The sequence below is a fragment of the Streptomyces sp. NPDC079141 genome, from assembly GCF_040686775.1.
Lineage (GTDB): Bacteria > Actinomycetota > Actinomycetes > Streptomycetales > Streptomycetaceae > Streptomyces.
Genome location: NZ_JBFBLP010000008.1, coordinates 130,683 through 145,165 on the forward strand (window position 1 = coordinate 130,683; position 14,483 = coordinate 145,165).

A 14,483-nucleotide genomic window follows, 5' to 3' on the forward strand; every position below is an offset into this window, starting at 1 on the left:
CCTGGCTCACGGGGCTGCGCGCCCGTATGGACGACCGCGGCTCGGGCGCCGGCGCGGTCATCATCTTCGCGCTGGTGTTCCTGTCCCTCTCGGCCTTCGTGATCGACGGCGGCCTGTCCATCTCCAAGCGGGAGCGGGCGGCCGACATCGCGGAACAGGCGGCCCGTTACGCCGCCCAGGACATCGACCGCGAGGCCCTCTACGACAACGAGGGCGGCCCCGCCCCCATCAACTTCGAGAACTGCGACGCCCGGGTCAAGGCCTTCGCCCAGGAAATGGACATGTCCGGCGCGGACATCGCGGCGACCCACTGCGTGGCGGCGGACGCCGACCAGGTCCAGGTCGAGGTCCAGCTCACGTACTCACCGGTGTTCACGGGCATGTTCTACGGCGGTGACGTGACCGTCCGCGGGCAGGCGGTGGCGGAGAACGAGGTGGGCTGACGGGGGGCGAGTCTCAGGCCTGCCCTAGTCCTTCTTGGGCCGCTTGTCCTCGGTCTTCATTGCGTCGTTGACCTGCTTGGCGAGCTCGTCGTCCAGCTTCTTGAACTCGCGGACCACGGCGTCGGACATGCTCGCGAGGGCGTCGAGCTGCTGGGAGATGTCCTCACGGCCGTCCTCCCAGTTGGACTCGAAGTCGCCGAGGGCGTCATTGACGGTGCCGTCGCCGATGTCGTCCTCGTAGGACTCGAACATCTTTTTGGTGTGGTTCATGCGGTCCTTGATGGAACGCAGCCGACGGCCGTAGTCCTCCAGCTCGGTCAGCGGAAGTGACAGGTCACTCTTGCCCTTGGCCATGTATCCGTCCCCCGACTGTTCCTCGTAGGCTGATCGGCACGGTACATCGCACGAAGGGTGAAGGTCGACGGCATGGCCCGCTACATGGAGGCGCTCACGATCGAGCGCGGGGGATTCCGGATCAAGGTGCCGGAATCGTGGTGGGAGTTCGACGTACGGCCGGAGTCCCGGGACGACTCGATCCGCCGGATGGTGAACGAGCGGGTCGCGGGCAACCCCGAGCTGGCCAAATACCGCGACGTCTACACGGAGTTCCTCCGCAAGGCCGCTGCCGACGCCTGGAAATCGGGCGCCCTGTACTGCGGCTGCATGGCGGAGAGCTTCGGCGGCGACACCCCGATCACCGGCTCGGTGACGGTGTCGCTGGTCGGCGGCCGCTCGGCCTCGGGCGAGCCGCTGTCGACGGACCCCGCGGTCATGGCGGGCCAACTCGCCGTCAAGGAAGCCAAGAAGGACGGCGACTCCTGGCGCAAGGTCACCACCGTCGACATCCCCGGCGTGGGCCCGGCGGCCCGGACGTACGGCATCGAGGACATCGCCGTACCGGACGACGCCCTCAAGCGCACGATCCGGGCGGTGCTGATGCAGACGTTCATCCCGGTGCCGGGGCAGGAGGGGAAGGTCGCGCTGGTCGCGGGCAGCAGCCAGGTCCTGGACCTCGCCGACTCCTTCTTCGACATCTTCGACGCGATCACATCGACTTTCAGCTTCGTGGAGTGACTTGGCATGGACGTGCTGGTGGAACTGCACCTCCGGTTCGGGCGGCTGCGGCCGAAACCGGGATGCACCCTCACGTGGCACGGCCCGGTTCCCGAACGGGCGACGCGGAGCGTGAGCATACGTACCGAGGGGCCCTTCTCCATCGGGGAGTTGATCGTCTGGGAGACCGGCGAGGCGCATTTCCTGCTGGGGGAGACGCTGAGCGGGGACACCACGGATGAGCGGTTTCAGATCAACGACGAGAACCAACTGATCCAGGCTCTGGACCGCTTGGGGAGGTGGGTGCACGGCGAGGGCACCACCGCGAGGACCGAGGAGTTCCTCCTCGACCTCGACGCGGGGATGCTCGACTACTTCCGGGAGATCGCCACGGTGATGGTCGAACGGTTCGGCATCTCCCGGGCGGAGGCGGTCGCCCGCATCAACGACAATTACGCCGGCGTGAACATCGGGCCCTACCCCGACCTCATGTGCCACGAGACCCCGGAGTACTGGGCCCGCGACCTCCGCTACGGCCCCCCGCCCCCGCCGGACTCACCTGCCTGGACGTTGCGGAACTGATCCTTCGCGTCGCGCGTCCGACCCCTGTATACGGTTGTCGTTGGTGATGCGTACATGACGGGGGTTGCGGTATGGCAGGGCATCGGCCCACGGACTGGCATGTCCTGGACCTGGACAAGGACCCGGTGCCGGGCGATCCGCAACAGGTCCGCCAACTGGCCAAGAAACTCCACGACTTCGCCGACGACGTGTCGGACGCGTTGCGTCTGGTCAAGGGCATGTCGGGGGAGTCGACCCTCGCCGAGTGGGCGGGCAAGTCGGCGGATGTCTTCAAGGAGGACTTCGCCGACGTCCCGAAGAACCTGAAGAAGCTCAAGACGTCGTACGAGATGTGCGGCGACGCGCTCACCGACTACTGGCCGAAGCTGGAGCGGGCGCAGGCGCTGGCGGACCGGGCGCTGGCGAAGGGCCGGGAGGCGCAGTCGGACCTGTCGTCCGCGAAATCCCGTCTGTCGACGGCTGATTCGTGGGTGACGCGGGCCTCGAAGGAGGCCGACAAGTACAAGGACGACCCCACCGGCAGCAAGTCGGCCGAGAAGCCGGACGAGGCGAAGGTCCGGGCGGCGACGCGGGATGTGCAGCACGCCGAGGCGGCCCAGGGGCGGGCCAAGTCGGACGTCTCCGACGCGCAGGGTGCGCTGGACGCCGCGAAGAAAATGGCCGAGGACGCGCGCAAGATGCGCGAGGAGGCGGCGCGGACGGCGAAGTCGAAGATCGACGAAGCCTCCGACGCCGGTATTCAGAACCGGTCGTGGTGGGAGGACATCGGGGACTGGTTCGTCGACAACTGGGACACCATCGTCGCCGTGTGCAAGGTGGTCGTGGCGGTCGTAGGCATCATCGCGATGATCATCGGTGGTCCGATCCTGGCCGCGATTGTCATCGTCGCCGGTCTCATAGTCCTGGCGGACACGCTCTATAAATACTCAAAAGGCCAAGCCGGCCTCCTGGACGTCGCCTTCGCCGCCCTGGACTGCATACCCGGCATGAAGGGCCTCACCAGCCTCGGCAAGCTGGCCATGGGCATGAAGGCGCTGGGCAAGGGTGGCCTCAAGGCCATGGCCAAGGGACTGGGGAAGAAGGGCCTGCGCAAGGAGGCCGACGACGCCGTCGCGAACAGCAAGCCCACCAAGGGCCGCTGCAAGAACGGCGATCCCATCGACATGATCTCCGGCGACATGCTGATGGAGGAGACGGACGTAGACCTGCCGGGCCTGCTTCCCCTGATCCTGCGCCGTACGCACCTCTCCTCCTACCCGTACGGCCGCTTCTTCGGCCCGTCCTGGGCCTCCACCCTGGACGAACGCCTGGAACTGGACGACGAGGGCGCCGTCTTCGCCACCGAGGACGGCATGCTGCTCTTCTACCCGGTGCCGACGCCGGGCACCTCGGTGCTGCCTCTGGAAGGCCCGCGCCGGCCGCTGGACTGGGACGGCGCCCCCGGCGCGCCCGTCAGGATCACCGACCCGGACTCCGGCATCACGCGTCACTTCGCCCCGCGCAGGCGGCCGGCGGCGGCCGACGAGGCGTTCACGCTCCCTCTTGCCGCGATCACCGACCGCAACGGCCTCCGTATCGACTTCGACCGCGACGACGACGGCACGCCGGTCGCCGTACGTGACTCGGCGGGCCGCCGAGTCCACGTCGACACCGACCAGGGACGCGTCACCGCACTCCGGCTCCACAACCCGGACGACGGCCCCGACGGCACGCTCCTCAAGCGCTTCGCCTATGCCCCCGACGGCAACCTCACCGAGATCCACAACTCCAGCGGCCTGCCCCGGAAACTGACGTACGACGCCCGCGCCCGCATCACCTCCTGGACCGACCGCAACGGCTACTCCTACCGCTTCACCTACGACGCCCTGGACCGCTGCACCGCCGGCGAGGGCGACGACGGCAGCCTCTCCTGCACGGTCGAGTACGACAGCGAGAACCGCGAGACGCGCTACACCGACGCACTCGGGAACACGACGTCGTACCGCTACAACGAGCTCCTCCAGCTCGTCGCCGAGACCGATCCGCTCGGCCACACCGTCTTCTCCGAGTGGGACCGTTACGAGCGTCTTATCGCCCGCACGGACGCGCTCGGGCGGACAACTCGCTACGAGTACGACGATCAGGGCGCGCCGACCGCGGTCATACGGCCCGACGGCCGCCGGGAGGAGGCGCGGAACAACGCCTGTGGTCAGCCTCTGTCGGTGACGCAGGCCGACGGCCACGTCTGGCACATGGAGTACGACCCCCGGGGAAACCTGATCGCGGAGACGGACCCCGCGGGTGGCCGGGTCACCTACTCCTACGACGAGATCGGCGCGCTCACGGCGATCACGGACGCCGCCGGGCGTACGGCGCGGCTGGAACCCGACGATGCGGGCCTGCCCATGGCGGTCACCGACGCGGAGGGCGGGACGATCCGCTACGAGCGTGACGCGTTCGGCAGGATCACGGCGCAGGCGGGCCCGGACGGGTCGGTCACCCGATTCGGCTGGACGACGGAAGGCCGCCCGAGCCGACGCACCCTGCCGGACGGAACCACGTGGCGACGTGTCTACGACGGGGAGGGGAACCTTGTCGAGCACATCGACGGGCACGGGCAGGCGGTGCGCTTCGAGTACGGCGGCTTCGACCTGCTCGTAGCCCGTACTGATCCTGACGGCTCGCGACTGGAGTTCACGTACGACGACCAGCTCCGCCTCACTTCGGTCACCAACCAGCGCGGGGTCACGTGGAGTTACACCTACGACGCCGCGGGACGCCTCGTTCACGAGCAGGACTTCGGCGGCCGCGTACAGCGCTATCGGTTCGACCCCGCGGGTCGTCTCGTCGGGCAGAGCGACAACGCGGGCGAGTTCATCGACTACGTCCGCGACGACCTCGGGAATGTCACCGAGCAGCACACGCCGGAAGGGGCGACGACGTACGTCTACGACGCTGTCGGGCACCTCCGCCACGCGGTTGCCGACGGGGTCGAGCTGGCCTACGAGCGGGACGCCCTCGGACGGATCGTCGCGGAGACCTGCAACGGACGTACCGTGCGCTCCGTCTACGACCTGCTCGGCAGACGCATTCGTCGCATCACCCCGTCGAACGCCGAGAGCATATGGGAGTACGACGGCCGCGACAGGCCTGTGCTGCTGCGGACGGCCGGACGTACGGTCAGCTTCGCGTACGACGGTTCCGGGCGGGAGATCGAGCGCCGGGCCGGCACCGTCCTGCTGAACCAGACGTGGGACGCGGACGGCAGGCTCAACTCGCAGTCCGTGACCGTAGGGTCGGCGGACGGCGATTCGGGAGCGGGACTCGCGGCACGGCAGATCCAGCACCGCGCTTACCGCTACCGGCAGGACGGCACCGTCGCCGCGATCAGCGACATGCTCCATGGCGACCGTGCCGTGGACAACGACAGCACCGGGCGGGTCACCGGGGTACGGGCCGAGACCTGGACCGAGGGCTATGCCTACGACGCGGCGGGCAACCTCACGGGAGGCGAGTGGCGGACCGGCATCCCCGCTCACGCCGAGGCGGCCTCCGCAGCCGGGCCCGTCGGCGCCGTCGGCCACATCAGCTACGAACACGATGCCCGAGGCCGTGTGGTGGTCAGGCGGAAGAAGCGTCTGTCCCGCAAGCCCGATGTGTGGCGCTACAGCTGGGACAGCCAGGACCGACTGGTCGGCGTCACGACGCCCGATGGCACTCGATGGACCTATCAGTACGACCCGTTCGGCCGCCGTATTGCCAAGCGGCGGTTGGCGCCGGACGGCGTGACCGTGGCCGAGGAAGTGACGTTCGTCTGGGACGGCTTCGTCCCGGCCGAGCAGATCACGCAGAAGGGGGACGCGGCGCCCACGTGCACGGTCTGGGACTGGGAGCGGGACCGCTTCAGCCCGGTCACCCAGATCGAGCGGATGCCCGCCCGGGATCGCCCCCAGGAATGGGTCGACGAAGAGTTCTACTCCATCGTCACCGACTTGGTCGGCACACCGACCGAGATGGTCACCGAGCATGGAGAACTCGCCTGGAGAGCGCTGACCACCGTGTGGGGTGCACCACTCGCCGCGTCAGGACCGGCCGACGTGCACTGCCCGCTGCGTTTCCCGGGCCAGTACCACGATCCCGAGACCTCGCTCAATTACAACTATCAGCGCCACTACGACCCGGAAACCGGCCAGTACGCGTCGCTGGACCCCCTCGGTCTCACCCCGGGGCCGAACCCTCGCATGTACGTCGGGAATCCGTTCACCGCGGTCGATCCGTTCGGCCTCGCGCCGGCCTGCGACCAGGAGGCCAGTGATGCCGCGCAGTGGCGGGCGGACCTGGAGCAGTCACGGCCCGGGGCGAGCAAACAGACCAGGCCGACGGTCGCCTGCGGGCTTACCGTGCCCGGACACGGGACGTTCACCGGGGCGAGTATCAAGGGTGGCGGCAGCCACAACCTGCACCCCGATGTGCAGGCCGCCTACGATCGGGTGCCGATGGCAGTGCGCCCCGCGGGCAACCAGCACGGGCGTTGTGCGGAGCCCGAAGCGTTGTCGAGGGCCATGAACGCGGGAGTCGATCCACGGGGCGCCGTCAGTGCCGCGGTGGAGGTTCGTGCGCCCGGCAATCCGAGACATGGCACGCCCAAGCCACCATGCTCCTCGTGCCAACATGTGCTCGATCAATTCGGAATCAGGGCGGTGTGACTCGATGATGAGTGAAGAGCGCGAGCAGCGTTGGTCCGCGGAGACCGACCGCGTCCTGCGCGTGGCCGGCTGGCACCCGGGGCGCTCAGTGTCCACGGAGGACTGGGAGAACACGCTCCGTGACCACGGAGGCTTCGAGATCCATGAGGCGGCCCGACGCTTCCTGGCCGAGTTCGGTGGTTTGACGAGTACCGAGCGAGGCCCTGGGAAGACGATGGCCCGCATGGGATTCACGCTCGACCCGACCGTGGCCGAGTGGGACGACGAGATCTTTGACGTGCTGAGCGAAGAGGCCGGTACCGACCTCTACCCGGTCGGGGAAGCAGACCGCCGCAACCTGTACTTGGGCATCGCTCCGAACGGTGCGATCTACGTCGGCATGGACAGCGTCACGCTGCTGGCGGAATCGGCCGACGAGGCCCTGGAGAAGCTGGTCGAGGGCATCCGATAAGGGCCGATGCACGATGGCTTCGAAGTGGGACTGGAATACGGGCAAGGGCCTGCTGGGCATGGACGACCCCGCCGAGGTGGACGCCGCGCTCGACCGCGGTGACGAGTGTCTCGGTGCGGCGGTGATCGGGCTGGCCCTCAACTGCTCGCCGGAGGTGGCGTCGCCGCGGATCATCCGGGCCATCGAGGTACTGGACCGCTCCCGACGGGACTTCCCGTTCACCGCGGCGGCCCATGTGGCCCGCCTCAACGGCCGACTGACCCCGGAGCTGTACGCCGCCCTGCGCGCGGAGGGCACGGGCGGCTTCGCCGACCACGCCATCGGGGACACCCTGACGTTCGTACCGTTCCGGGACCTGCCGCCGTGGTTCAAGTGGCAGAAGGTGCAGTCAACCGTGGTGGACAAGCTGGACGCCTGGCGGCTGAGCGCCATGTACGCGGCCGAGGACGCCTGGAAGGCCTTGCGCGGACGCCGCTCCTGAACTGCCGCCTTGCGTCGCGCGTGAGGCCTGTGGCTTGAGCGGCCGCATGGGGGACAAGGGGACAATGGGAATGACCGGTTTCGGCATCACGGGGACTTCGGATCCCTGGGTCGTCTTCGTGCCCCAGGGAGCTGCCGAGGTCCGGCGCCAGCTGTCGAGCTCTACGCCGCGTTCGCCGAGGCTCTGCAATTCCCCGGCTGCTTCGCCGAACACTTGGCACTGGCTACTTTGACCTGCCCCCGGAGGTGTGGCAGTGAGACGTGAACGCCCGGACGTTGACAGTCGGTCCCTCGAACAGCTTGAGGGGCAGCGGTGGCCGGACCCGCCGGACGACACGACCCACATGGTCAAGAACGTGCACGCACTGCGCCGCCGCCCGATTGGCACGCTGGAGCCGCACGAACTCGCCCGCCTGATCGCCCAGGACGTCGGCCTGCCCCACCTGCTGCCGGCGGCCGTGGCGCATCTCAGGGACACGGCGCCCCGCCAGGCGGCCGGCGGCTGGTACGACGACGATCTGCTGCATGCTGTCCTGACCAGGAGGCCCGAGGCTTGGGCGGACGCCCCGGATGCGGCACGGACGTTCGAGGAGACGGTGTCGATGCTGGTCGGACTCTCACCTGAGCTGCAACGGCTGGCGGATGCCTTCCTGTCCTCGCGCACTGAGGAGAGACCACAATGAGGGGCTTTCTCACGGACGAGGGCCGCACGAGCTACGAATCCGCTGCGGTCGACTCGTCCTTCTCCCTGAAGTTCACGCGTGGGAAGGGCGACGGCGGTTGGATCGAGACGGCCCACGAGGGAGTGCTCGTGGACCGCTCACCGGCGAAGGACCTCGCCACGGCCGTCCACACTGCCGCCGAGGAGTTCGCACGGACAACCCTTCGCCACCTGCCACTCGACGACGCCGGACGGGAAGACCATGAGAAGTCGCTGGCCGAGTTCGAGGAGATCCTGACGGAACTCAGCGATTGATCGCCTGAATCTCCTGCACGTCAGCAGCAGGGGATTGTGTGGGGAATGTGAGGATCTCGGCCTCGCATCGGGCAACTCGGGCTTTTCGGGCTGCTGGTGGGGCTTCGAGGGCTGTGGACGGTTCCTCTTGCTCTCCGGCCTTCGACGGGCCCGAGGACAGTCCATAAGATCTCTGTAGTCTCAGTACATCCCTCCCACCCCAACCCCAGGACTTCGCCCATGCCGCGACGCTCAAGCTCGACGGGAAGCCCGACCACCCCGCGGAACCGGACCCCGCAGCCCGTGCGCGTGCACCGGCGTTCCTTCGGGGACTTCGTCAAGGCGTTCCTCGCGTTCGTCGCGCTGATCGTGCTGGTCGTCGGGGTGCCGGGTGCGCTGGCCATGCAGCTCGGGTGGCCGGTCCCCAGTACGTGGGAGCCGCAGGAGTGGCTCACCAACGAGCTCAACGTCGGCACCTTCCTGCACATCCTCACCTTCTTCGTCTGGCTGGCCTGGGCCCAGTTCACCGCGTGTGTGATCGTCGAGATGAAGGCCGCGGTGTCGGGCGTGGGCGTTCCGGGCCGGGTGCCCGGCGCCGGTCCCAGTCAGCTGCTCGCCCGGCAGCTCGTCGCCGCGCTGCTGCTCGTCGGCGCCACGGCCGCCAGCCTCACGCCGGGTCTTTCGCAGCTCGGGCAGAGCCTGGAGGGGAACCAGCGGGGAACGGTCGCCGCCGCTCAGCAGACCCCCGGCGGACTGTTCGCCCAGCAGCAGGAGCAGGCCGCGAACACCGCCGCCGCCCTCGCCGAGCAGGCGTCCCATGCCGAGGCGAGTGCCGGTGCCGCCACCGCCAAGGACGGCGACACGAAGTACTACCGGATCCAGCCGCCCGAGGGCCGCCACCACGACTCCCTGTGGGAGATCGCCGAGCGGCACCTCGGCGACGGCCGCCGGTACAAGGAGATCTACCAGCTCAACAAGGACCGGGTGCAGCCCGACGGCTCCCGGCTGTCCGAGGCCAGCCTCATCCGGCCCGGCTGGATCATGGAGATGCCGGGCGACGCCCGCGGCGGCGACCTCGTGGAGATGCCCGACGAGACGCCGAACGTCTCGCCCGAGGTCCAGCAGCAGATCCACGACTACGCCAGGACGGGCGGCGATCACGCCCAGGGCGGAGGCGGCGCCGCAAGCGTCGACCTCCCCGAGCAGCGCCCCGCCCCCGACCGGCAGCACTCCGATCAGCACGCCGGTCACCAGCAGCAGACCCCGCAGGCCACCCCGGCCACGGAGTCCGGCAGCTCCTTCGGTCTCCCCGAGGCCCTCCTCACCGCCCCCCTCCTCGCCGCCGGCCTCCTCGGCGCCCTCGGCCGCCGGCGCCGCCAGGCCCTGTGGCAGTCGGCGCTCGGCACCGTCGGCGGACGGCGCGGCATGGAGCCGCCCACGCCGACCGGTTCCGCCGCGGACGCCCAGGACGCCCTCCTCGTCGGCGCCGACCCCGAGGGCGTACGCCTTCTCGACCGGTCGCTGCGCGGGCTCGCCGCCTCCCTCGCCGAGGAGTCGCGCCCCCTGCCGACCGTCTACGCCGCCTGGCTCAGTAACGGCGACCTCCACCTCCAGCTCGCCCAGCCCGCCGGGAAGCCGCCCGCGCCCTGGCAGCTCGGCCAGGACCAGACGTTCTGGATGCTGTCCCGGACCGACGCCGAGCGGTACGAGGACGTCGACACCGCCGCTCCGTACCCGGGCCTCGTCAGCCTCGGCACGATGGACGACTCGCGGCTGCTGCTGAACCTGGAGTCGGTGCCCGGCATCGTCTCCCTCTCCGGCCGTGAGGCCGACCGGGCCGCCGTGTTCGCGTCGGTCGCCGCCGAACTCGCCACGAACGGCTGGTCGGACCGGATGACGATCACCCTCGTCGGGTTCGGTCAGGACCTGACTCCGCTCGCCCCCAACCGGCTGCGGCACCTCGACGGCGTCGAGGATCTGATCGAGACGATGGAGGCCGAGACGCGCCAGCGGCGGGGAGCCCTGGGCGCCGCCGGTCACGACTCCGTGCTGACCGGCCGCACCGGACCTGCCCAGCACACCCGTTGGGCCCCGCACCTGGTCCTCCTCGCCGCCCAGCCCTCCGCCGAGGACGCCGTCAAGCTCGCCGAACTCGCCGCCGACGCAAGCCGGCTCGGCATCGGCTACCTCGTCGGCACCGAGACCGGCGATCTGCCCGGCGCCGCCTGGGAGATGGAGATCACCGGCGAGGGCAAGCTGCTCGCCCCGCTCCTCGGCCTCGAACTCGACGCCCAGCTCCTGCCGGCCGCCCAACAGCAGGCCGTCGTCGAGCTGTTCGTCCAGGCCGACCCCGAAAACGGCCCCGACGGCGGCCCGGCCACCACCCCGCCGTTCCTCGTCGACATCAGCGAGCAGGGGCGGCCCGCGGTCTACGCCCGGCTCGTCGGCCCGTACGAGATCATCGGCCTCGACACCCCGGACGGCGACCGCAGCGCCCTGCTCCACGAGGCGCTCGCGCTGCTGCTCCTGCACCGCGAGGGCGTGCATCCGCGTGTGCTGTCCTCCGCGCTGTGGCCGCGCGGGGTCACCGAGGACGTGCGCGACGCGCTCCTGGAACGGCTGCGCGCCTGGCTCGGCGCCGACCCGGACGGCAGCCCGCGGCTGCGCACCGACTCCACCGGCCGGCTCACGCTCGCCAAGTCCGTCGTATCGGACCTGGACGTGCTGCGTTCCCTCTACCACGAGGCCACGCAGGGCCGGGGCGTCGGCAGCCGGGCGGTTCGTGGGCGGCTTCTGACCGACGCACTCGTCCTGGTGCGCGGACCGCTGCTCGCCGATCGGCCCGAGGGCCGCTACCGCTGGCTCACCCACGAGATCATCGACGCCCAACTGCCGCTGCTGGTCGCCGACATCGGGCTCGCGCTGTCCGCGTTCCACCTGGAGAAGGACCGCGCGGAGAAGGCCATCGAGGCGCTCACCGCGGCCCTGGGCTCCGCGCCCGCGGACGAGCGTCTGTGGCACGAGCTGCTGCGCGCCACCCACGCCACCGGCGACACCGCCCGGCTCCAGGCCCTGACCGCCGACCTGATCTCCCGCAGCGGGGCGCGCGGCCTGCCGCCGCGCACGGAGGCGCTGCTCGACGAGCTGCTGCCGACCTGGCGCAACGGCGCCGTCGCCGCGGGATGACCGACCTGATGCTCGTACTCGCCGCCGCGCTGTGGGGTGCGGCGGCGGGCGCGCTCCTGCCCAGGGCCGCCTACCGCTTCTCCGTCCAGCCCGAGGAGACCTGGCGGGACACCTGCCCGGCCGGACATCCGGTGCCCGGCTGGCTCGGCCGGGCGCGCTGCACGACCTGCCGTGAGGTCTACGGCCATGGCGGCGCCCTGCTCCCCCTCTCCACCGCCCTCGTCTGCGCCGCCCTCGCCGCCGCCACCGGCACCCGGCCCGAACTGGGCGTCTGGCTGCTGCTCGCGCCCGTCGGCGTGCTGCTGGCGGTCGTGGACTTCCGGGTGCAGCGACTGCCGGACGTCCTGACCCTCCCGCTCGCGGGCGCCGCGCTCGCGCTGCTCGGGGTCGTCGCGCTGGTGCCCGAGCACGCGGGGGAGTGGCTCACCGCCCTCTACGGCAGCCTCGCCCTCGGCGGCGGTTACTTCGTGCTCTTCCTCATCAACCCCTCCGGCATGGCCTTCGGCGACGTGAAGCTGGCGCTCGGGACGGGCGCGATGCTCGGGTGGTACGGCTGGTCCGCGGTCATGCTCGGCACCTTCGCCGGGTTCCTCCTGGGGGCGTTCTACGCCGGCGCCCTGGTCGTCGTACGCAAGGCCGACCGCAAGACGGCGATCGCCTTCGGGCCGTTCCTGCTGGCGGGCGCGCTCCTCGGCCTGCTGATCGGTGCGTACGCGGCCTGACGTCCGGGCCGTGAACCGCCTGGCGTACGCTGGATCAGTCCGTCCACAACCCTTGACGAAAGGGACGCTCCGGTGACCGAGAAGGCCGACCTCAAGTCCGTCCTCGACCGCGCCGCCGCCGGTGGGCGGATCACCCCGGAGGAGGCGCTCGACCTCTACCGCGACGCCCCGCTGCACGCGCTCGGCGCCGCCGCCGACGCCGTACGGCGCCGCAGGTACGCGGGCACCGAGCACATCGCGACGTACATCATCGAGCGCAACATCAACTACACGAACGTGTGCGTCACGGCGTGCAAGTTCTGCGCCTTCTACGCGCCGCCCACGGCCAAGGACAAGGGCTGGACCCGCGACCTGGACGACATCCTGCGCCGGTGCGCCGAGACCGTCGAACTCGGCGGCACCCAGATCATGTTCCAGGGCGGCCACCACCCGGACTACGGCGTCGAGTACTACGAGAAGCACTTCGCCGCCATCAAGAAGGAGTTCCCGCAGCTCGTCATCCACAGCCTCGGGGCGAGCGAGGTCGAGCACATGGCGCGGATCTCGAAGGTGAGCGTGGAGGAGGCGATCCAGCGCATCAACGCCGCCGGGCTCGACTCCTTCGCCGGCGCCGGCGCGGAACTGCTCCCCGAGCGCCCCCGCAAGGCGATCGCCCCGCTCAAGGAGTCCGGCGAGCGCTGGCTGGAGATCATGGAGACGGCCCACCGGCTGGGCGTGGAGTCCACCTCCACCATGCTGATGGGCACCGGCGAGACCAACGCCGAGCGCATCGAGCACCTGCGGATGATCCGTGACGTACAGGACCGGACGGGCGGCTTCCGGGCCTTCATCCCGTACCTCTACCAGCCGATGAACAACCATCTGAAGGGCCGCACCCAGGCCACGATCTTTGAGTACCTGCGGATGATCGCGATCTCCCGGCTCTTCATGGACAACATCGCCCACATCCAGGGCTCCTGGCTGACCACCGGCCAGGACGCGGGCCAGCTGACCCTGCACTACGGCGCGGACGACCTCGGCTCGGTCATGCTGGAGGAGAACGTCGTCTCGGCGGCCGGTGCCAAGCACCGCTCCAACCTCCAGGAAATGATCGACATGATCCGTACGGCGGGGCGGGTCCCGGCCCAGCGCGCCACGACGTACGAGCACCTTGTCGTCCACGACGACCCGGCGAACGACCCCGTCGACGCGCGCGTGATGTCCCACATCTCGTCCACGGCGATCGAGGGCGGGACGGCCCACCCCGAACTGAAGATCCTCGCCTCCAACTAGATGCTCACGATCCACGCGGCACCGCTGGTGCTGCCGCTCGGCACGGATCCGGTACCGGACGGGGCGGTCGTCGTCGACGGCGACCGCATCGCGGCGATCGGGCCGTACGACGAGGTGGCGGCCGCCTACGAGGGTGCGCGCACGCGCCGGTGGCCGGGGGTGCTGACACCGGGGCTGCGGCAGTGGCACGGACGGTGGCTGCTGACCCGCTGCTACCACCCCGATCCCCGCGAGGCGGACGAGCTCGGCACCGAGCCCATCGCGGGCGCCGCCTTCGACGCGCTCGCCCCGGACAGCAACCGGATGGCGGGCAGCGTCCGGCGCGGGCTGCAACGGATGCTCGCGCACGGCACGACCCACGTGGGCGGCCCTTTCCCGGACGCCGTACAGCAGTCCGTGGTGCGGTCGGGGCTGCGTGAGGTGCCCCAGCCGTGGCGCTCGGCCCCGCCGGTGTGGGACGGGCCGCACCTGGACCCCTTCGTCGAGGGTTACGACCTGCCCGGCACCGCCCACGGCCCGCTCACCGTCGGAGGCCGGGCCGACCTCGCCGTCTTCGACGTGCCGGACGAGGCGGCACTCACCGCCAAGGGGGCCGGGACCTGCGTGGCCACCGTGCTGGGCGGGCGGTTGGTGTTCCGGCGTCGGTAGTTCCGC

Annotated in this window: 13 protein-coding genes; 12 read left to right on the top strand and 1 reads right to left on the bottom strand. The window is 70.1% G+C overall.

Going from position 1 to position 14,483, the window contains the following annotated elements; genetic code table 11:
• The first annotated feature begins 26 nt into the window (after nt 1-26).
• Entirely contained in the window at nt 27-443 is a 417-nt protein-coding gene (locus AB0Q90_RS22680) for a pilus assembly protein TadG-related protein (protein ID WP_363159440.1), read from the top strand.
• 24 nt (nt 444-467) lie between these two features.
• Here AB0Q90_RS22680 and AB0Q90_RS22685 read toward each other — a convergent pair whose 3' ends face one another.
• Nucleotides 468-797, bottom strand: coding sequence for a hypothetical protein (locus tag AB0Q90_RS22685; RefSeq protein ID WP_363159300.1), 330 nt, complete (start codon nt 795-797; stop codon nt 468-470).
• A 72-nt stretch (nt 798-869) separates the two neighbouring features.
• Here AB0Q90_RS22685 and AB0Q90_RS22690 point away from each other — a divergent pair, with 72 nt between their 5' ends.
• The 11 genes from AB0Q90_RS22690 (at nt 870) to AB0Q90_RS22740 (ending at nt 14,477) form a co-directional block, all read left to right on the top strand.
• Entirely contained in the window at nt 870-1,517 is a 648-nt protein-coding gene (locus tag AB0Q90_RS22690; protein WP_363159299.1) for a hypothetical protein, read from the top strand.
• A gap of 111 nt (nt 1,518-1,628) precedes the next feature.
• Nucleotides 1,629-2,078: a hypothetical protein gene (locus AB0Q90_RS22695; protein ID WP_363159298.1), complete on the top strand. Its 450-nt coding sequence runs from the start codon at nt 1,629-1,631 to the stop codon at nt 2,076-2,078.
• Between the two features lie 71 nt (nt 2,079-2,149).
• Entirely contained in the window at nt 2,150-6,763 is a 4,614-nt protein-coding gene (locus AB0Q90_RS22700) for a DUF6531 domain-containing protein (protein WP_363159297.1), read from the top strand.
• A gap of 7 nt (nt 6,764-6,770) precedes the next feature.
• The gene (locus AB0Q90_RS22705) at nt 6,771-7,214 is read left to right on the top strand and encodes an SUKH-3 domain-containing protein (RefSeq protein WP_365733581.1); all 444 of its coding nucleotides are present in this window, start codon (nt 6,771-6,773) and stop codon (nt 7,212-7,214) included.
• 13 nt (nt 7,215-7,227) lie between these two features.
• On the top strand, nt 7,228-7,695 hold the full coding sequence (locus AB0Q90_RS22710) for a hypothetical protein (protein ID WP_363159295.1): 468 nt from the start codon (nt 7,228-7,230) through the stop codon (nt 7,693-7,695).
• Between the two features lie 253 nt (nt 7,696-7,948).
• On the top strand, nt 7,949-8,377 hold the full coding sequence (locus AB0Q90_RS22715) for a contact-dependent growth inhibition system immunity protein (protein ID WP_363159294.1): 429 nt from the start codon (nt 7,949-7,951) through the stop codon (nt 8,375-8,377).
• A complete protein-coding gene (locus AB0Q90_RS22720) occupies nt 8,374-8,670 on the top strand; it encodes a hypothetical protein (RefSeq protein WP_363159293.1) in 297 nt (98 codons plus the stop codon). The genes AB0Q90_RS22715 and AB0Q90_RS22720 overlap by 4 nt, the downstream gene beginning before the upstream one ends.
• Before the next feature lie 219 nt (nt 8,671-8,889).
• On the top strand, nt 8,890-11,835 hold the full coding sequence (locus AB0Q90_RS22725) for a BTAD domain-containing putative transcriptional regulator (protein WP_363159292.1): 2,946 nt from the start codon (nt 8,890-8,892) through the stop codon (nt 11,833-11,835).
• Entirely contained in the window at nt 11,832-12,557 is a 726-nt protein-coding gene (locus tag AB0Q90_RS22730; RefSeq protein ID WP_363159291.1) for an A24 family peptidase, read from the top strand. Before AB0Q90_RS22725 ends, AB0Q90_RS22730 begins: the two co-directional genes overlap by 4 nt.
• A 72-nt stretch (nt 12,558-12,629) precedes the next feature.
• Nucleotides 12,630-13,829: a cyclic dehypoxanthinyl futalosine synthase gene (mqnC, locus tag AB0Q90_RS22735; RefSeq protein ID WP_363159290.1), complete on the top strand. Its 1,200-nt coding sequence runs from the start codon at nt 12,630-12,632 to the stop codon at nt 13,827-13,829.
• A complete protein-coding gene (locus tag AB0Q90_RS22740) occupies nt 13,830-14,477 on the top strand; it encodes a hypothetical protein (RefSeq protein WP_363159289.1) in 648 nt (215 codons plus the stop codon).
• Nucleotides 14,478-14,483 lie beyond the last annotated feature (6 nt).

Coding starts and splice junctions, on each gene's coding strand:
- AB0Q90_RS22680 (WP_363159440.1), top strand. CDS start 27: ATGGACGACCGCGGCTCGGGCGCCGGCGCGGTCATCATCTTCGCGCTG.
- AB0Q90_RS22685 (WP_363159300.1), bottom strand. CDS start 797: ATGGCCAAGGGCAAGAGTGACCTGTCACTTCCGCTGACCGAGCTGGAG.
- AB0Q90_RS22690 (WP_363159299.1), top strand. CDS start 870: ATGGCCCGCTACATGGAGGCGCTCACGATCGAGCGCGGGGGATTCCGG.
- AB0Q90_RS22700 (WP_363159297.1), top strand. CDS start 2,150: ATGGCAGGGCATCGGCCCACGGACTGGCATGTCCTGGACCTGGACAAG.
- AB0Q90_RS22705 (WP_365733581.1), top strand. CDS start 6,771: ATGAGTGAAGAGCGCGAGCAGCGTTGGTCCGCGGAGACCGACCGCGTC.
- AB0Q90_RS22710 (WP_363159295.1), top strand. CDS start 7,228: ATGGCTTCGAAGTGGGACTGGAATACGGGCAAGGGCCTGCTGGGCATG.
- AB0Q90_RS22720 (WP_363159293.1), top strand. CDS start 8,374: ATGAGGGGCTTTCTCACGGACGAGGGCCGCACGAGCTACGAATCCGCT.
- AB0Q90_RS22725 (WP_363159292.1), top strand. CDS start 8,890: ATGCCGCGACGCTCAAGCTCGACGGGAAGCCCGACCACCCCGCGGAAC.
- AB0Q90_RS22730 (WP_363159291.1), top strand. CDS start 11,832: ATGACCGACCTGATGCTCGTACTCGCCGCCGCGCTGTGGGGTGCGGCG.
- AB0Q90_RS22740 (WP_363159289.1), top strand. CDS start 13,830: ATGCTCACGATCCACGCGGCACCGCTGGTGCTGCCGCTCGGCACGGAT.